This window comes from Bradyrhizobium sp. AZCC 1610 (assembly GCF_036924515.1).
Lineage (GTDB): Bacteria > Pseudomonadota > Alphaproteobacteria > Rhizobiales > Xanthobacteraceae > Bradyrhizobium.
In genome coordinates this window covers 4,322,662-4,337,573 of record NZ_JAZHRR010000001.1, presented here as the reverse complement: position 1 = coordinate 4,337,573, position 14,912 = coordinate 4,322,662, and the positions used below count along the sequence as shown (strand labels likewise).

The 14,912-nt window shown below is 62.8% G+C and carries 23 protein-coding genes; 10 read left to right on the top strand and 13 right to left on the bottom strand.

Features of this window, described 5'->3' with window-relative positions; all coding sequences use genetic code 11:
• Positions 1-67 precede the first annotated feature (67 nt).
• From V1279_RS21565 to V1279_RS21555, 3 genes are all read right to left on the bottom strand, one after another.
• Positions 68-253 (bottom strand): hypothetical protein, encoded by a 186-nt coding sequence (locus tag V1279_RS21565; protein ID WP_334439877.1) that lies wholly within the window; start codon positions 251-253, stop codon positions 68-70.
• A 155-nt stretch (positions 254-408) separates the two neighbouring features.
• Entirely contained in the window at positions 409-885 is a 477-nt protein-coding gene (locus tag V1279_RS21560; protein WP_334439874.1) for a hypothetical protein, read from the bottom strand.
• Positions 886-962: 77 nt separating this feature from the next.
• Positions 963-1,487 carry a hypothetical protein gene (locus V1279_RS21555; protein ID WP_334439871.1) on the bottom strand — a complete coding sequence of 175 codons (525 nt, stop codon included), beginning with the start codon at positions 1,485-1,487 and terminating at the stop codon, positions 963-965.
• Between the two features lie 70 nt (positions 1,488-1,557).
• Between V1279_RS21555 and V1279_RS21550 the strand changes: the two genes are divergently transcribed.
• The 5 genes from V1279_RS21550 to V1279_RS21530 all read left to right on the top strand — a co-directional run bounded on the left by V1279_RS21550 (position 1,558) and on the right by V1279_RS21530 (position 5,127).
• A complete protein-coding gene (locus V1279_RS21550) occupies positions 1,558-1,887 on the top strand; it encodes a hypothetical protein (RefSeq protein WP_334439868.1) in 330 nt (109 codons plus the stop codon).
• Positions 1,884-2,099: a type II toxin-antitoxin system RelE/ParE family toxin gene (locus V1279_RS21545; protein ID WP_334439865.1), complete on the top strand. Its 216-nt coding sequence runs from the start codon at positions 1,884-1,886 to the stop codon at positions 2,097-2,099. The genes V1279_RS21550 and V1279_RS21545 overlap by 4 nt, the downstream gene beginning before the upstream one ends.
• A 210-nt stretch (positions 2,100-2,309) precedes the next feature.
• Positions 2,310-3,962 (top strand): fumarate hydratase, encoded by a 1,653-nt coding sequence (locus tag V1279_RS21540; RefSeq protein ID WP_334439862.1) that lies wholly within the window; start codon positions 2,310-2,312, stop codon positions 3,960-3,962.
• Between the two features lie 38 nt (positions 3,963-4,000).
• The gene (locus V1279_RS21535) at positions 4,001-4,444 is read left to right on the top strand and encodes a MaoC family dehydratase (RefSeq protein ID WP_334439859.1); all 444 of its coding nucleotides are present in this window, start codon (positions 4,001-4,003) and stop codon (positions 4,442-4,444) included.
• Positions 4,441-5,127: a DUF429 domain-containing protein gene (locus tag V1279_RS21530; protein ID WP_334439856.1), complete on the top strand. Its 687-nt coding sequence runs from the start codon at positions 4,441-4,443 to the stop codon at positions 5,125-5,127. The genes V1279_RS21535 and V1279_RS21530 overlap by 4 nt, the downstream gene beginning before the upstream one ends.
• Positions 5,128-5,136: 9 nt before the next feature.
• On the opposite strand, the gene V1279_RS21525 is transcribed toward V1279_RS21530, so the two are convergent.
• The 5 genes from V1279_RS21525 to V1279_RS21505 all read right to left on the bottom strand — a co-directional run bounded on the left by V1279_RS21525 (position 5,137) and on the right by V1279_RS21505 (position 8,775).
• On the bottom strand, positions 5,137-5,433 hold the full coding sequence (locus tag V1279_RS21525; protein WP_334439853.1) for a hypothetical protein: 297 nt from the start codon (positions 5,431-5,433) through the stop codon (positions 5,137-5,139).
• Positions 5,434-5,562: 129 nt separating this feature from the next.
• Positions 5,563-6,120, bottom strand: coding sequence for an inner membrane-spanning protein YciB (locus tag V1279_RS21520; protein ID WP_334439850.1), 558 nt, complete (start codon positions 6,118-6,120; stop codon positions 5,563-5,565).
• 47 nt (positions 6,121-6,167) lie between these two features.
• Positions 6,168-6,746 (bottom strand): hypothetical protein, encoded by a 579-nt coding sequence (locus V1279_RS21515; protein ID WP_334439847.1) that lies wholly within the window; start codon positions 6,744-6,746, stop codon positions 6,168-6,170.
• 136 nt (positions 6,747-6,882) lie between these two features.
• The gene (locus tag V1279_RS21510; protein WP_334439844.1) at positions 6,883-7,281 is read right to left on the bottom strand and encodes an MAPEG family protein; all 399 of its coding nucleotides are present in this window, start codon (positions 7,279-7,281) and stop codon (positions 6,883-6,885) included.
• Positions 7,282-7,371: 90 nt separating this feature from the next.
• A complete protein-coding gene (locus V1279_RS21505) occupies positions 7,372-8,775 on the bottom strand; it encodes a carotenoid oxygenase family protein (RefSeq protein ID WP_334439841.1) in 1,404 nt (467 codons plus the stop codon).
• A gap of 112 nt (positions 8,776-8,887) precedes the next feature.
• Between V1279_RS21505 and V1279_RS21500 the strand changes: the two genes are divergently transcribed.
• On the top strand, positions 8,888-9,622 hold the full coding sequence (locus V1279_RS21500; RefSeq protein ID WP_442894796.1) for a TetR/AcrR family transcriptional regulator: 735 nt from the start codon (positions 8,888-8,890) through the stop codon (positions 9,620-9,622).
• Positions 9,623-10,135: 513 nt separating this feature from the next.
• On the opposite strand, the gene V1279_RS21495 is transcribed toward V1279_RS21500, so the two are convergent.
• Positions 10,136-10,774, bottom strand: a complete 639-nt coding sequence (locus V1279_RS21495; RefSeq protein WP_334439836.1) for a hypothetical protein — start codon at positions 10,772-10,774, stop codon at positions 10,136-10,138.
• Between the two features lie 139 nt (positions 10,775-10,913).
• Here V1279_RS21495 and V1279_RS21490 point away from each other — a divergent pair, with 139 nt between their 5' ends.
• Positions 10,914-11,699 carry an SET domain-containing protein gene (locus V1279_RS21490; protein WP_334439833.1) on the top strand — a complete coding sequence of 262 codons (786 nt, stop codon included), beginning with the start codon at positions 10,914-10,916 and terminating at the stop codon, positions 11,697-11,699.
• Between the two features lie 4 nt (positions 11,700-11,703).
• Here V1279_RS21490 and V1279_RS21485 read toward each other — a convergent pair whose 3' ends face one another.
• Entirely contained in the window at positions 11,704-11,994 is a 291-nt protein-coding gene (locus tag V1279_RS21485) for a DUF6522 family protein (RefSeq protein WP_247516327.1), read from the bottom strand.
• A gap of 38 nt (positions 11,995-12,032) precedes the next feature.
• On the bottom strand, positions 12,033-12,461 hold the full coding sequence (locus V1279_RS21480; RefSeq protein WP_334439827.1) for an RrF2 family transcriptional regulator: 429 nt from the start codon (positions 12,459-12,461) through the stop codon (positions 12,033-12,035).
• An 87-nt stretch (positions 12,462-12,548) separates the two neighbouring features.
• Between V1279_RS21480 and V1279_RS21475 the strand changes: the two genes are divergently transcribed.
• The gene (locus V1279_RS21475; protein WP_334439825.1) at positions 12,549-13,019 is read left to right on the top strand and encodes a group III truncated hemoglobin; all 471 of its coding nucleotides are present in this window, start codon (positions 12,549-12,551) and stop codon (positions 13,017-13,019) included.
• Positions 13,019-13,153 carry a hypothetical protein gene (locus V1279_RS21470; RefSeq protein WP_334439823.1) on the top strand — a complete coding sequence of 45 codons (135 nt, stop codon included), beginning with the start codon at positions 13,019-13,021 and terminating at the stop codon, positions 13,151-13,153. Before V1279_RS21475 ends, V1279_RS21470 begins: the two co-directional genes overlap by 1 nt.
• A gap of 165 nt (positions 13,154-13,318) precedes the next feature.
• Here the strand turns inward: V1279_RS21470 and V1279_RS21465 are convergent, their stop codons facing one another.
• Complete coding sequence (locus V1279_RS21465) at positions 13,319-13,717, bottom strand: hypothetical protein (RefSeq protein WP_334439820.1); 399 nt, start codon at positions 13,715-13,717, stop codon at positions 13,319-13,321.
• A 42-nt stretch (positions 13,718-13,759) separates the two neighbouring features.
• The gene (locus tag V1279_RS21460) at positions 13,760-13,981 is read right to left on the bottom strand and encodes a hypothetical protein (protein ID WP_334439817.1); all 222 of its coding nucleotides are present in this window, start codon (positions 13,979-13,981) and stop codon (positions 13,760-13,762) included.
• A 100-nt stretch (positions 13,982-14,081) separates the two neighbouring features.
• Here V1279_RS21460 and V1279_RS21455 point away from each other — a divergent pair, with 100 nt between their 5' ends.
• Entirely contained in the window at positions 14,082-14,906 is an 825-nt protein-coding gene (locus tag V1279_RS21455) for a helix-turn-helix domain-containing protein (RefSeq protein ID WP_334439815.1), read from the top strand.
• Positions 14,907-14,912 lie beyond the last annotated feature (6 nt).

Genomic DNA, 14,912 nt, shown 5'->3' with positions numbered 1-14,912 from the left:
GCATGATCGCGCGGTTTTTCGGCAAACTTGCGGCGCCGGCCTTGCCGCAGGGCAGGGCTGCGAGCCGTCAGGCCAGCCGATCGATCCGCGTTCCCTGACCCGGCGGCAGGGGAGCGACCAGCGTCGGCTTCGGCGTGCGGGTGCCGTCGGCGGCAGCGCCGTTCTGGACGTCGGGGGTCTTGTCGGGAGCCTTGAACACCGGGACTTCAGGCGGTTTGACCACCACCGTTGCGGCGACAGCAGAGACATTCATCGGAAGCATCCTCTTGGTTGCTTCCGACACTGGCCGGCTTGAAGCGAACGATTGGTGAATCCCGCGCGGCAATCCCGCGCCGACGCCGTCAATCCCGTCCAATGGTGAACGGCCGGCTCGCGGAATCGTTAGAATGCGACGGATCGGGAGCGGATCTACTCATCCTTGCCGCGGGTCACCACGATCGAAGCCTCGGTCTTGGTGCGCGTGCATTCCATGTTAAGCCGGCGGAAGCGCATGGAAACCTTGTCGCCGCGCAGTAGGCCCATGCGCTTGATGCAGCGCGAGGAGCCGGTCGCAACGTCGGGCTTCGGAATCGTGAAAATGATGGCGCCGGCCGACGCGATCAGTTCGAAGAATTGCGGCTTCGGCTTGCGGTCCGCCTTGGCGTAGAGCTCGTTGGAATAATTGCGGCCGCGGCATCCGAGCGACAGCTCTTTCGCCGCCGGATGCGTCAGATAGATCGTGTTGCCGGTATTGACGCTGATCTTGAGGCCGTCGATCTGGTTCTTCAATTCCTTGGCGATATCGTCGCAGCGGTCGGCCTGCGCCGGCGATGCGCCGACCACAGCAACCAGCGCCAGCGTGGCGGCAAGCAGGGTCGGTCGGAGAATTTGTGGTCCCAAAGCCATTGTGAATGCCCCTTTGCGCTATTGAAACCCGCGCGCGGATTTCCTGCAAGGGGGACGCGCGGAAGTCAACTTGCTTGTCAGAAACCGTAGAGGATGACGCCAATTCCGAAGGCGATCACGGCGAACACGCCGTACAGCGTGGGAATGCTGACCAGCAGGGTGGCGAGTCCCAGCCACTGGCTGCGTGCGGCAAGCGCTATGGCGCAGGCGGCCATCAGCGGAAACGCGATCATTCGGACAGGCGTCTCGAAGGCGGAGACACCACGAAAATCCAACCCGTGCCATACCACCGAGGGCATGAAGTTCAGCCAGGTCATGAGCACGAGCGCGCCAAGCGCCATGATCGCGTGACGCAGCCGGCCGACGGTGGCAAACCCCAGCGCTGCCAGCGCCAGCAGGGGATGGCTCGCAACGTACGCCTTGATGATCGCGCCACCGAGGCCGGGGCCGGGAATTTCCGACATATCGCCGAACAACATCGGCGCGTGCGACAGCCCATCGAACGCTTCGATGGCGGCAATGATGATCAGAAGCAGATATAGCCCGAGCAGCCGCGGGGCGCGGATCGGGGCTGCGTCAGGCAATGTGGTGGCGGAGTTCATTACAATCGCAATCGGTTGGGCAGAATGTTGGAAATCTCCGATTTGTCTGAAGAGGGCCCGGAACGGTTCAATGGGGATTCGGGCCAACATCCCAAAATTGTACGAAGTGAGGTTCGTTCGCACTGATTGTCAGCGAGGGGTCTATCCTGAACTGTGCTATGATAACGTCATGACGAAAGAGCAGGTGAAAGCTGTCCTGGATCGCGTGCTGACTTGGCCGAGCGAACGTCAAGAGGACGCTGCCAAGGTCTTGATGCTAATGGAATCGCAGAACGAAAGCGTCTACCGGCTGACCGATGAGCAGGTCGAGGAGGTTCGGCGTCGGCGCGCCGATCCGAAAGCTCGGAAATTGACGTTGGAAGAGTTCAACGAGCGGCTTCGTCGGCGCCTCGGTGAATGAAGATCATCGTTCACGAATCCGCCGCCCGTGATCTCGACGGGATATTCGACTGGATTTCCAAAGATAGCCCCGCCGCAGCCGCCGAACTGGTTCGGCGTATCCAGCTTCGCATCAATCGGCTCGCTGTTGTCGGCCTTGCGCATATGGGGAGGCCGGGTCTGGTCGAAGGAACGCGAGAATTGTTGGAAACGCCCTATATTCCTATATTATAGTCTACTCGGTGGATGAGGCCGCTGGCGCGATTGAGGTGATTGCCATTGTGCATGGCGCACGGGATCGGCAGGCCTGATGGGCGATGCGGAAACCGCTGGTCTGGAAGCTCCGCAAAACCTTCCCTTTATCCAAAAAGTGCTTAGAACGGCTCTATCGCCGGCCTGAAGTCCCCCTAGACGTCTCCGGCCTTTCGAACAGACGAGCCAGCCATGAACGCCCCGACCGCCTTCCCTGACCAAAAGCCTGTTCCGCCCTACAAGCACACGCCGCTGTTTCCGCTCGGCGCGGACACCACGCCCTACAAGAAGATCACGGCCGAGGGCGTGCGGGTCGAAAAGGTGCTCGGCAAGGACATGCTCGTCGTGTCGCGCGAGGCGCTGCGGGCGCTGTCGGAGGCTGCCTTCGGCGACATCAATCACTATCTGCGGCCGGGCCACCTGAAGCAGTTGCGCTCGATCCTGGAAGACAAGGAAGCCAGCGACAACGACAAGTTCGTCGCCTTTGACTTCCTGAAGAACGCCAACATCGCCGCCGGTGGCGTGCTGCCGATGTGCCAGGATACCGGCACCGCGATCATCATGGGCAAGAAGGGCTGCAACGTCATCACCGATGGCGACGATGAGGCCGCGCTCTCGGAAGGCGCGCGCGACGCCTATTTGCGCCGTAACTTGCGCTATTCGCAGGTCGCGCCGTTGTCGATGTATGAGGAGAAGAACACCGCCAACAACATGCCGGCGCAGTGCGAGATCTACGCCGAGGGCGATGACGCCTACAAATTCATGTTCATGGCCAAGGGCGGCGGCTCCGCCAACAAGAGTTTTCTGTTCCAGGCGACGCCTTCGGTGCTGACCAAAGACCGCCTGCTCGCGTTCCTGAAGGAGAAGGTGCTGACGCTCGGCACCGCGGCGTGCCCGCCGTATCATCTGGCCATCGTGATCGGCGGCACTTCCGCCGAGCTCTGCATGAAAACCGTAAAACTCGCGTCCGCGCGCTATCTCGATGCGTTGCCGACCCACGGCTCGGCCGATGGCAACGCGTTCCGCGATCTGGAGATGGAGCAGGAAATCTTGAAGATGACGCAGTCGCTCGGCGTCGGCGCGCAGTTCGGCGGCAAGTATTTCTGCCACGACGTGCGCGTGATTCGGATGCCGCGGCATGGCGCGTCGCTGCCAATCGGGCTCGGCGTATCCTGCTCGGCGGACCGCCAGGTGCTCGGCAAGATCACCAAGGACGGCGTCTATCTCGAGGAGCTCGAGCATAATCCGGCGCAGTATTTGCCTGCGGTCGAACAGTCGCTCGGCGGCGAGGTCGTGAAGATCGATCTCAACAAGCCGATGATGGAAATTCTGGCGACGCTGTCGCAATACCCGATCAAGACGCGCGTCTCGATGACCGGCACGATGATCGTGGCGCGCGATTCCGCCCACGCCAAGCTGCGCGAGCGGCTGGAGAAGGGCGAGCCGCTGCCGGATTACTTCAAGAACCATCCGGTGTATTACGCCGGTCCCGCCAAGACGCCCGACGGCTACGCCTCCGGGGCGTTCGGCCCGACCACCGCGGGTCGCATGGATTCCTTCGTCGACCAGTTCCAGGCAGCGGGCGGATCGATGGTGATGGTCGCCAAGGGCAACCGCGCGGTCGCGGTGCGCGAGGCCTGCAAGAAGCACGGCGGCTTCTATCTCGGCTCGATCGGCGGTGCGGCGGCAAACCTCGCCGAGCACTGCATCAAGAAGGTCGAGGTGGTGGAATATCCCGAACTCGGCATGGAAGCGATCTGGCGTATCGAGGTCGAGGATTTCCCGGCCTTCATCATCATCGACGACAAGGGCAATGATTTCTTCAAGGAATTGAATCTGGGGTGACCTGTTCGCGTTCGGCTTGAAATGTGAGCGAGGACGCGATGATCGAGTGGTTCGACGACCTGAAGATCGGGATGCGCTTCAAGAGTGAGGCGGCGACGGTGTCGAAGGAGGACATCGTCCGCTTCGCCAAAGAGTACGATCCGCAGCCGTTTCATCTCGATGAGGAGGCGGCCAAGAAGTCCATTCTCGGGGGCCTCGCCGCTTCCGGATGGCAGACGGCGGCGATCGCCATGCGGCTCGCCGCGAGCGCGCGGCCGTTCGGGCCGCACCCGCTGTTCGGCGCCGGCGTCGACGATCTGCGCTGGCTGAAGCCGGTGCGGCCCGGCGACACCATTTTTCTCGAAGGGGAGGTGGTGGAATTGGTGGCATCGCGCACGAAGCCGCAAGGTATCGCCCGGGTCAAGTGGATCGCCTACAACCAGCATGGCGAAGCGGTCTATACCTTCAATCCGATTGCAATCGTGCCCAGCCGACCGAAGTGAGCAAGAGGTCGGGGTGCAGGGCGCTTGGCCTCGACGGGTTCAGCAAAGGCTGGGTTGCCGTTCTCCTCGACGGTGACGTGCAGGAAATCTCTTTTCATCGCGACATCACGGACGCGCTGTCGCGTTCTTGCGATAGAGCGGGGATCGATATCCCGATCGGGATGAGCGATCACGGCGAACGCGACTGCGACCTGCTGGCTCGAGCAAAATTGCGGCCGCACGCGTCGCGCGTCTTTGCCGGCGCTCGCCGCTGGCTGTGGTCGGAGTTCAGCGATCCCAATGATGCCAACCGGGAGGCGCAGCGGCGCGGGCAAAAGCGGGTGTCCCGCCAGCTCTGGCATCTGGGTGCGAAGATCATGGAGGTCGACGCGTTCGTGCGCGCGAATCCATCTCGCGATATTCGCGAGGTGCATCCCGAACTGGTGTTTCTGCGATTGAACGGCAACGAGCCCTTGCCGTCGAAGAAATCCGCCGGGGGAGTTGCGCTGCGCCGCGCGCTGCTCAAGCAATCGGGCTTTCGGCAGATCGATCGCTGGCTGACCGATGAACGTAGCGGTGCAAAGCCTGACGATGTGCTGGATGCCTGCGCGGTTGCGATTGCGGCCCGCGAGCCTGCGGGCAGCGTCCCCGAGGGGGCGCCGCCCGTTGATGCGCACGGCTTGCCGATGCGGATCTGGTTTTAGGGGGAGAACCTACGCCCGCGATCCCGTGAAGGGGAAGCTGCCCATCGGGCCGATGCCCATTTCGCCGGACATGCTGTCGCCGGAAACCTTGCCGGTGAACGCGAGCGTCAGCGGCATCGGGTTGGTGATGGAGATCTTCCAGGCGACGTCGTCGCCGTTGACGGTGCCGTCAAAAATTTCGCCGGAATTGCCGTCGGCGCCTTGCGTTCCCGTCAGTGTGCCGCCCGAGCTCGTTACCGCCAGCGTCGCCTTGCGCTCGCCCATAGGCGTGCTCATGGTGATGTTCCAGTTTCCGTCCACGGCCATCTTTGTCTCCCGACATTTTTTTCGGCAAACCGGAATGGTTTGCGAGATCCCGCCAAACTCGATCGGCGGTATAGCCTATCTCGCCATACAAGCCCAACCGTCTCAAGCGTCCTTTTGACGCGTATTTCTTTAGGCGCGTTGGGCGGCAGCGCGAAGCCGGCTGCCGACCAAGACACGAAACGCGATGTATTGAATTGCGAAGGCGGCAATCTTGGCGCCGACCAGTACGACGGTCACGTAGAACGTCCACAGCTTCATGTCGCCGGTCATGGCGACACCGATGGTGCCGGCGGCGAGCACGAAACACAGCGCGGCCCAGGCGTAGCCCGCGAAGGTGACATACTCGGGAATGGCCTGAGTCACGATCGGCGGCATATAGCGCAGCATCCAGCCGCGCTTGAGCATGATGACGCCGATCGCAAGATGGCCGATCGCGGGTTTCGCCAGCACGAAGCGCGGATCATGCGTCAACAGCGTCGCGCTGCCGAGCACGATGACGAGTGCCAGGCTCGCCCACGTCATGTAGCCGAGCTCCTTGCCCTTGACGCGCGAGTAAATCACCTGGGCGATGGCGCCTGCGATCGCCACGCCGGTCGCCAGCAGCACGTTGTCGGTGGTGAGGTAGATCGCGATGAACAGGATGGTGGAGAAAAAATCGGCGCCCAGTCTGGCGAATACGTCCTTCATCGGCTTGCTTTCTGCTGGAGGGTTGTTGCGGATCGAAAAAGGGTAACTTAGTGGGGGCCGGGCAGGGCGTTGGCCGGCGCGGAACCATGCTTTGTCTTGCGATATTGTGGATACCATGTCGTGAAATAGGCGGCGCTGTTGCGGGCGGCGAAGGCGATCATGAGCCCGGACCAGAGCGGCACGCCCGGCACGTAGATCATCAGCACGTTGCCGGCGATCATCAGGACGAAGGCGCCGGTCCACGCCCAGGTGATGACATAGATCGCCTTCCTGAAGCCGGGCAGCCTCGCAGTCTCGGCATCGACCTCCTCAAGCGCATATTGCAGAACGAACGGCTTGCGGATGATGAGCGACGCCAGCGATATTGCGAGCACGCCGATATCGACCGCCAGCTTGACGGACGAATGGGTCATATTCGGATCGATCAGCGCGATGTATGCGCCGAGTGCGGTGAACACGACGACGCAGCCCGCGCCGAGCGTTTTGACCGAACGGCCGCGATAGACGTCTATGCCGATGACAGCGAGGCAAATCCCGGCCGATACGAACAGGCTGATCTCGGCGGAGGTCACCAGCATCAGCAGGGCGAACGAACCGAACGGGGCGAGGATCAGGAAGATGGTCATGGCAGCTTCTCGGCTAATCTTTACAACGTAAAGATAAACTATGGGGAAGGCAGGGAGTCGTCAAGAAAAATCTTTACAGTGTCAAAATAAAATTCGCAAAGTGAGAAAATCAAAGTGTTTGCAATGCCTTGCTTGCCTATAAGACGCGCGCCAGGATCGTCAGGGCGCTGGCAAGCAATAAAACGAGCGTGATCGTGATGCCGCCCATCCGGCCGACGCGGAATTGCAGCGTATCGGGCGCGGCGTACATGCCGAGCGGATGCAGCAGTCGCGAGACCAGCAGCGTGCCCATCAACAGATGGACCCACGTGGCTCCGAGGCCGGACATTTCCAGCATCGCGACCATCAGCGTGATGATCGGCACGTATTCGACGAAGTTGGCATGCGCGCGGATCGCGCTCCGCAGCGCGAGGCTTCCGTTGTCGCCGAATGTGACCCGATCTCTCATGCGCAGCCGCCCGACCTGAACAGCGAGAACGGTGTAGAGCAGGGCGAGTACGGCGAGATAGGCTGACGTGATCGAGGGCAGGTGCATATGTGTCTCCCCGTGGCTGTCTATTGATGCCGTCGTTCCGGGGCGATGCGCAGCATCGAGCCCGGAACGACGGAGGGATGAGCTGCCCCCTTACGCCGCGCCAACCCAATTGCCGTGAATGCCATCGGGCACTCGGTGGCCGAGATGCACCAGTGCCACCGGCCCGGAATCGACATCGGTGGCATTGAACACGGCGAGGTCGCTGCGGTTTTCGCGGGCGCGCCAGACCACCGACATCAGCCAGCCGTCGCCCTCGCCAGTATTGTTGCCGCGTGGGACGAACGCCGCTTCCGAGATCGTATCGCCGGCAGGCAGCAAGTACTGGCCAAGGCGCGATCCATTGCCGTCGACGTGTACAAGGCCCGACAATCCACCTGATGTCGGCAGCTCTGGATTGGCGCAGGCATACCACCCGTGCCGATTGGCGGAGCCGACGCTTCGATCGCAGACGCGCGGGAATTCGCCGGCGATGTCGTCGAGCCAGGTTTGCGTGAAGCGATCGGTATTCGCCGAAAGATCGAAGGTCCAGCGGCACAGCCGGGCGCGCGACTTGCCGGGATCAGTGGGGGTGCCGTCGGGATGGGTGAACAGCGGCGGCTCTTCGTACTGCATGACGTCGGCGATGATCCGATCGCCGTCCTCCCACGCGTTCATGACGTGGAAAACGTAGCAGCACTCGGCGCGAAACCAGAAGAGATCCTTGGCGGAGCCGTTGCGCTTCATGACGCCGACATGGGCGCCCTTGTCCGGCTCCCAGGCATAAGGCGGCCGGCCCGTCATGGCGCGCTCGATGCTGCCGGTGAGGGGCAGGATCGGAAACAGCAGGTGATTTTCGGTGACGATGAAGTCGTGCACCATGCTGGCATAGGGCGCCTCGAAGTGATCGAAGCGCGTTACCACGCCGGACGCATTGATTGATCCGAAGGAGAGGGCGGGCGTCAAGAGGCCCGCGGCGTTGTAGCCGAAGAACACCATCTCGCCGGTGACGGGATCGATCTTGGGATGCGCCGTGAACGGTCCGGATATGCCTTTGCCATAGTCGCAATAGCCGAGCCGGTTGAGCGTGCCGGGCTCGATCTCGGTCGGCAAATGGCCCTCTTCGAGTGCGAGCAGGCGGCCGCCATGAAAGATGATGTTGGTATTGGCGACGCCGCCGTCCTGCGTAACCGAGGCAGGCGTATCCGGCAGCCTGCGGCCAAAGCCGCCGAACAGCGCGCGGCCGGCGTCGTGCTCGGCCAGCCATTTCGGGGTGCGGACCCAGCGGTTGCGGTAGCTGGCGCGGCCGTTCTCCAGATGAAAGGCGTGCAGCATTCCATCGCCGACGAACCAGTGCGCGCCGGGCGCGTCGAATTGCGGGTTGGGGCCGTTGCGATAGAGCGTGCCGTTGAGTTCGCGCGGCAATTCGCCGGTCACTTTCAGGAACGGCGCGTCGCATTCCATCGGGATCGGCGCAAGGTTGGTTCGGGCCGCCTCGGTCTTCACCTGGTCGAGCATCGCACGTTTCCTCCGGTTGAATCTTTACATCGTAAAGATATCAGTAGGGACGTTGCGGCACGCCGTCAAGCAAAATCTTTACAGTGTAAAAATTGCAGCTATAAAGAGTCGTATGGCAAGAACATCGCGAGAAACCAGAACGAACCGTCCCGCCGCGAAGCGCAGGCCCGCAAGGGCCGTGGCCGAAAAGCCGGCCAGCCGGCGTCGCCGTCCAGCCGGCGAGACCCCTTATCATCATGGCGATCTGCACGACGCCTTGCTCGCCGCCGCCGAGCGGGTGCTGGAACGCGACGGGCTGCCGGGCCTGACGCTGCGCGCGGTGGCACGCGAGGCCGGCGTGTCGCATGCCGCGCCGACCCATCATTTCGGCGATCTCACCGGGCTCCTGAGCGAACTTGCCGCCATCGGATTCCGCAGATTCAACGCCGCCATGACGGCCGCGGGCAACACTGAAACGCGCCCGCTGATGCAGGCGCTGGCCCGCGCCAAGGCCTATGTCGCCTATGCGCAGGCGCGCCCCGGCATGTACGGGCTGATGTTCCGCACCGAGCGGCTCGACATGACGCGGCCCTCGCTGCACGAGGCGGCGACCGCCTCGTTCGAGGGATTGGCGACCGCGGTGAGCCTCAGCCGCAACGAGAAGCTCACCGGTGAGACGCTGGAGGCGCTGTCGCTCGACCAAGCCGCGGCGATTGCCCGGGCCTGGTCGCTGGTGCACGGCTTCACCACGCTGCTGCTCGATGGAAGGCTAAAGGATATCGTGCACCGGCTGCCCGAGGGGACCGGCGTCGACCAGCTTCTGGATGCAATGTTGCGCTCGACAGTGCCACGACCGCCGGGGGCGTAAGACGGCGGCCGCTCTGCCGGAGTTCGCAGGCGGGATGAAGCTGCGCGGTGACGGTTGCGGCTGGCGTCCCGCTCAGCAGCCCCTGCAAATCTTGGTTTGCCGCGCGAGCCTTGCGTCGGCTTCCTCGTCTTCGTTGGGCTGCCGTGTCCAATCGTCGTAGCGCGCTCTGGCGTCCGATCTCGGTGCGGCTTCGTTCAGCGGACCCAGGATGATCTCGCGATTGCGGGCTGTCCTCCGCTTTGGCTGGGCCGCCCCGGCTCGTTCGCCATCTGCAGTCGGCGGTTCACCCAACCCGTCCCATGCAATCGGCGCGCCCGCGGTCTGCGTCGAGCAGCCAGTCCCGGAGGCGCAGCAGCCGGAGAGCGCGATGCCGGCGATGAGGAGTGCCAAGAGTTTTATGTGCATCGCTGCCCCGGGTAATGCCGTGAAATAATATGGTTTGACAAGGTTCAAGCACTCAAGCCCGAAGCTTTGACGTTAATGCGGCAAGAAAGCGCCAGACTGCGTCTACCATCACCGCCTTGCCAATTCCACCGCGCGGCCGCGCTCGCCAATCACCTTCACTTCGTCCTTGCCGCAGTTGAAATCGCGGGCGAATTCGTCTGCGGCCTGGCGGGCCAGCTCGTTGGGATTGCGGTTGGCCTGGCCGTCGATATAGGCGACATGGCAAACCGACCCTGGCGGCAGCCGGGTCACCGCGAGCATCGGTTTCGCGGTCGGGCTTCCGGTCTTGTCCAGGTCGTTGTTGTCGGCGATCAGCCAGCGCTGAATGATCGCGAACGGCCTGCCGTCCGCCGCTCGCCATTCGACGGTGTGGGCGGTGGAATTGAAGGGGGCAAACCAGGCCTCCGCGGCCGGCTCCTTGGTGGCGGCCACATGGTTAGGCCCGACCGAGACTGTTTGGCGCAAGTCGTCCTCGCTGATCAGCACCACCAGTCCCGATTTGCCGGGGCACACCTGCGTGGTGCCGCCGTCGAGGTCCCTGGGCTTGCCGATGGTGCGGCAGTCCTTCGGCGCCGTCGACGTGTAGCTGCTGCTGAATGTTTGGGCGTTGGCCGGTGAAATCAGGCTAAAGGCAGCCGCGAACAGGGCCGCGGCGGTTGGTACGATGAGCTGCCGACGGGGGACACGTTTCATCTGCACTTCTCGCATGGAACTTCCAGGATCAGACGTGCGCAATCTGGGGAAGGTTCATGGCAAAGGTGCGAAACACCTGACATTGCCGCGGAATCGTCCTAGAAGAGCGACTCGCAATTCCTGCGTTTCCCTAGCGTGTAGTCATCCCATCGTCATGCCCTCTATTCCCTCGAATAAGCCCTATCGTGTCGGCCGTTCCCCCACCGGACTTGGCCTCTTCGCCACCAAGCCGATCAAGAAGGGCACCAAGATCATCCGCTATTTCGGGCCGCTCCTGGATTCGAAGAAGAAAAAAGACGACGCGATCGAGAACAAGTACCTGTTCGAACTGAACAACCGCTGGACGATCGACGGCTCGGTCCGCAAGAACGTCGCCCGCTACATCAACCACGCCTGCAAGCCGAACGCGGAATCCGACGTCAAGCCGCGCAAGCGCAAGGTCTTCATCCGCGCCATCAAGGACATCGAGCCGGGCGAGGAGATCAATTACGACTACGGTACTGACTATTTCAAAGCCTATCTGAAGCCGATCGGCTGCAAATGCGCGGCCTGCGAGAAGAAGCGCAAGAAGCAACGCGCCGAGGCGCGGGCGGAGAGGGCCCGCCTGAAGGCCAAGGCCGAACGGAAGGCGCTGAAGAAGGCGGAAAAGCTCGCCAAGGAAAAAGCGAAGGAACAAGCGAAGCTGAAGGAAAAGACTGAGAGGAAGTCGAAGAAGAAGAAGCTCAAGCTGAACGGCCATTCGCTTAATGGCAAGGCTCTAAACGGCAAGTCACCCGCCCGCAAGTCCCTCAACGGCAAGCATCTGAACGGCAATAGCCGCGTCAGGGTTGCCGGCAAGAAATCGGCCGGCAGGACGCCGCCGGTTTCCGCGCCGCCTGCGCCGGCCCTTCAGGCTCAGCCCGCCGCTATTTCCGTTGAGGCTCAGCCCGCCGCTATCTGAAGGCTCATCCGCCGGGCTTGCGCACCGATTTCGGCAGCGACGAGTCCCCGAAGTTTACCGCCGAGCGCTGAACGATCGCGCCTGTTTCGTCGACCACGACGCGAAACCGCCGGTGCTCGGAGAAGAAGGTCAGGCGATGCCGGCCGCTATCCGCATCGATCCCACGCTCGGCGAAGCTCGTGATCTTTCCCGCGCGCATTTCCTGCTGGAGCAGGGGCAGGGCGAGGCCAAGCCCCTCGGCGACGATGGCTGCGTCGATCTGCACGGCGCCATTCTCGAATTCGATCGGTTTCATGTGTCGCACCTGAGCCTTGCGATGGTTTCTTGCGGCCCTCACACAACCGCCGGGCTCCGCCCGGCCGTCGCGGGATAGGCGCATTCTGCCAGCGTCGTGGCGTCCAGTTCGCGCATGAAGGCTTCGCGGGCGGCGGCGAGTTTTGCTTTCAGCCGGCAGCGCGGCTTCAGCACGCAATTGCCGCCATCCTCGCGAAAACATTCGACCAGCGGCGGCCCTTCCAGCGCGCGCACCACCTCGCCGATGGTGATCGACTGGGCGGGGCGGGCCAGCATGAAGCCGCCGCCGACGCCGCGCTGGGTCGAGATGAAGCCGCTATCGGCGAGGTCGCGCACCACCTTGGCCAGATGGTTGCGGGAAATGCCGAACTCGGCCGCGATCTCGTTGGTCGCGAAGGAACGACCGGGCTCGCCCGCCAGCCGCATCAGGGCGCGCAAGGCAAAATCCGTGAACGACGTCAGGCGCATGGGAGCCCTTTCAAAAGATCTGCTTGCAAATCATCTATAGCCGGCTAAATAGGTATTTGAAACACCTATTTAAGGGCAGGCGCAGAAATGGAAGCGATCGTGGCAGGGCCGGGGCGGCGTGAGCGCATCACGGCCGAAATCATGGAACTGACTGGCATCGACGAGGCGATGATCGAGCGCTTGGTGCACGGCTTCTACGCCAAGGTGCGCGCCGACGCGGTGCTGGGGCCGATTTTCGAGGCCCGCATCGGGGATTGGGAGCCGCATCTGGCGCAGATGTGCGCGTTCTGGTCGTCGGTCGCGTTGATGACGGGCCGCTACCACGGCACCCCGATGGCCAAACATCTGCCGCTGCCGGTCGATGCCGGGCATTTTGACCGCTGGCTCGGGCTGTTCGAAGCCACCGCCCGCGAGATCTGTCCGCCCGAGGCGGAAACGCATTTCGTGGAACGGGCGCGGCGCATTGCGGCGAGCCTCGAACTCGGCGTCGCCGGCGCCCACGGCGTCGTGCTCGGCAACGGGGAACGATTTCGATGCAACCAGGCAGGAGCAAAGTAATGGCTCATCGAGCACATGTCGTGACGAACAAGGAGCGGGCCGACCCGTATTCGGGCAGCAGCCTGGTGCCGATGCTTGTGATCGGGCTTGTGTTGACCTTTGCGGGAATGATCGCGGCGTTGGTATTGAGCTGAAGTCCCTCCTCGTCATTGCGAGCCACCCGGTCGGCGCAAAGCGCCGCCGGATGACAGGCTCCGCGAAGCAATCCACTTCTCTACTTGCGGAGGCATGGATTGCTTCGTCGCTTTGCTCCCTTGCGCAAACGCTTCACGTTTGTCGCAGGCAATGACGGCCGAGGTTTACGCCGTCACCGTCTCACCGCTCTTGCGCAGCCCGACATATTGCAGTTCGGCGAACACGCCGGTCGCAATCGCCTGCGCCACGATGAAGACCTGACCGAGCAGGTTCGGCGACACCGCGCCGGAGAACAGCAACGCAATGCTGCCGAGCGTCCAGGCCGCGTTGCCCACGATCACGAGTAGCACCAGCGCCTTCACCACCGTTGACCGCGTGGCAAGCCAGCCGACCAGCGCGGTATAGGCAATCAGGAACAGGCCGGTTTCACGCAACAACACGTCAGGCAGATTGAGGAAGGGGGCGAGCGCGCCGGCGCCCAGCGTCAGCGCGACTGCCGCGACGCCGCTGAAGATGGCGTCGGCGACGAGGGCGCGGCTCAGGAATGGTGACGGACGGATCATGACAGTTCTCCTTTGCTTGGGGGACTTTGGGCGAGACAGCGATCAGCGCTGCAGGAGCGACTGGAGCCGACGCATCAGCCACGTCGGGCAGAGCGCCTTGCCGACCCTGTTTTCGATCGTCTGCACCTGCACGAACACGAAGACGCTGGTGTCGTGCACCAACGGCTGCGGCATGTTCAGCGAGCGCGCCAGCAGCCAGGTGGCCAGATTGAGCGTCCACGGGATTGCAGCGGCGACGAGGCGGAAGAGGGAAAGCATCAGCATGGGTCATCTCCTGTGCTGCCAAGATGATCCAGCCCGTGACCCGTTTCGATTACCTCACACGTAATGGAATGGATGAAATTCGCATGGTAGGTTTTCCACCATGAACGCACATGCTGCCACGGCGCGAGCCGAACGAACCCAGCCCATCCATATCGGCGATCACCTGCGCGAATGGCGTCAGCGCCGCCATCTGAGCCAGCTCGATCTGGCGGGAGATGCCGAGATATCCGCGCGTCACCTCAGCTTTGTGGAGACGGGCCGCGCCGCGCCGTCGCGCGAAATGGTGCTCAAGCTCGCCGAACGATTGGAGGTTCCCTTGCGTGAACGCAACGTGCTCCTGGTCGCGGCGGGCTTTGCGCCTGCCTTTCCGCAGCGCTCGCTCGACGATCCCGCGCTCAAATCGGCGCGGCAGGCGATCGACCTCGTGCTGAAGGCCCACGAGCCGAATCCCGCGCTGGCCTATGACCGGCACTGGAATCTGGTGACGGCCAACCGCATGGTGGCGCCGCTGCTCGAAGGCATCCCGCCGCATTTGCTTGGGCAGCCCTTCAATATTTTGCGGCTTGCCTTTCACCCGGAAGGGCTGGCGGCGCGCACCGTCAATCTCGCCGAATGGAGCGCGCATCTTTTGGAGCGGCTGCATCGCCAGTGCGAGGCGACCGCCGATCCCGAACTGCTCAAGCTGTATCAGGAATTGAAAGCCTATCGGATGCCGGCGCGGTCCGGACCGGTCTCGGCCGACAATGTCGCGATCCCCTTCAAGCTGCGGAGCGAGGGGGGCGAGGTGCTCAGCTTCTTCTCGACCACCATGGTGTTCGGTACGCCGGTCGACATCACGTTGTCGGAACTGGCGCTGGAGACCTTCTTCCCCGCCGACGACCTCACGGCACGGCGAATGCGGGAGATGGCAGACAGTCTCAAATAGCGCCTT

Bases quoted from the DNA above. Each gene is read 5' to 3' on its own strand.
- V1279_RS21565 (WP_334439877.1), bottom strand. From the start codon at position 253: ATGAATGTCTCTGCTGTCGCCGCAACGGTGGTGGTCAAACCGCCTGAA.
- V1279_RS21560 (WP_334439874.1), bottom strand. From the start codon at position 885: ATGGCTTTGGGACCACAAATTCTCCGACCGACCCTGCTTGCCGCCACG.
- V1279_RS21555 (WP_334439871.1), bottom strand. From the start codon at position 1,487: ATGAACTCCGCCACCACATTGCCTGACGCAGCCCCGATCCGCGCCCCG.
- V1279_RS21550 (WP_334439868.1), top strand. From the start codon at position 1,558: ATGGGGATTCGGGCCAACATCCCAAAATTGTACGAAGTGAGGTTCGTT.
- V1279_RS21545 (WP_334439865.1), top strand. From the start codon at position 1,884: ATGAAGATCATCGTTCACGAATCCGCCGCCCGTGATCTCGACGGGATA.
- V1279_RS21540 (WP_334439862.1), top strand. From the start codon at position 2,310: ATGAACGCCCCGACCGCCTTCCCTGACCAAAAGCCTGTTCCGCCCTAC.
- V1279_RS21535 (WP_334439859.1), top strand. From the start codon at position 4,001: ATGATCGAGTGGTTCGACGACCTGAAGATCGGGATGCGCTTCAAGAGT.
- V1279_RS21525 (WP_334439853.1), bottom strand. From the start codon at position 5,433: ATGGCCGTGGACGGAAACTGGAACATCACCATGAGCACGCCTATGGGC.
- V1279_RS21520 (WP_334439850.1), bottom strand. From the start codon at position 6,120: ATGAAGGACGTATTCGCCAGACTGGGCGCCGATTTTTTCTCCACCATC.
- V1279_RS21515 (WP_334439847.1), bottom strand. From the start codon at position 6,746: ATGACCATCTTCCTGATCCTCGCCCCGTTCGGTTCGTTCGCCCTGCTG.
- V1279_RS21510 (WP_334439844.1), bottom strand. From the start codon at position 7,281: ATGCACCTGCCCTCGATCACGTCAGCCTATCTCGCCGTACTCGCCCTG.
- V1279_RS21505 (WP_334439841.1), bottom strand. From the start codon at position 8,775: ATGCTCGACCAGGTGAAGACCGAGGCGGCCCGAACCAACCTTGCGCCG.
- V1279_RS21500 (WP_442894796.1), top strand. From the start codon at position 8,888: ATGGCAAGAACATCGCGAGAAACCAGAACGAACCGTCCCGCCGCGAAG.
- V1279_RS21495 (WP_334439836.1), bottom strand. From the start codon at position 10,774: ATGCGAGAAGTGCAGATGAAACGTGTCCCCCGTCGGCAGCTCATCGTA.
- V1279_RS21490 (WP_334439833.1), top strand. From the start codon at position 10,914: ATGCCCTCTATTCCCTCGAATAAGCCCTATCGTGTCGGCCGTTCCCCC.
- V1279_RS21485 (WP_247516327.1), bottom strand. From the start codon at position 11,994: ATGAAACCGATCGAATTCGAGAATGGCGCCGTGCAGATCGACGCAGCC.
- V1279_RS21480 (WP_334439827.1), bottom strand. From the start codon at position 12,461: ATGCGCCTGACGTCGTTCACGGATTTTGCCTTGCGCGCCCTGATGCGG.
- V1279_RS21475 (WP_334439825.1), top strand. From the start codon at position 12,549: ATGGAAGCGATCGTGGCAGGGCCGGGGCGGCGTGAGCGCATCACGGCC.
- V1279_RS21470 (WP_334439823.1), top strand. From the start codon at position 13,019: ATGGCTCATCGAGCACATGTCGTGACGAACAAGGAGCGGGCCGACCCG.
- V1279_RS21465 (WP_334439820.1), bottom strand. From the start codon at position 13,717: ATGATCCGTCCGTCACCATTCCTGAGCCGCGCCCTCGTCGCCGACGCC.
- V1279_RS21460 (WP_334439817.1), bottom strand. From the start codon at position 13,981: ATGCTGATGCTTTCCCTCTTCCGCCTCGTCGCCGCTGCAATCCCGTGG.
- V1279_RS21455 (WP_334439815.1), top strand. From the start codon at position 14,082: ATGAACGCACATGCTGCCACGGCGCGAGCCGAACGAACCCAGCCCATC.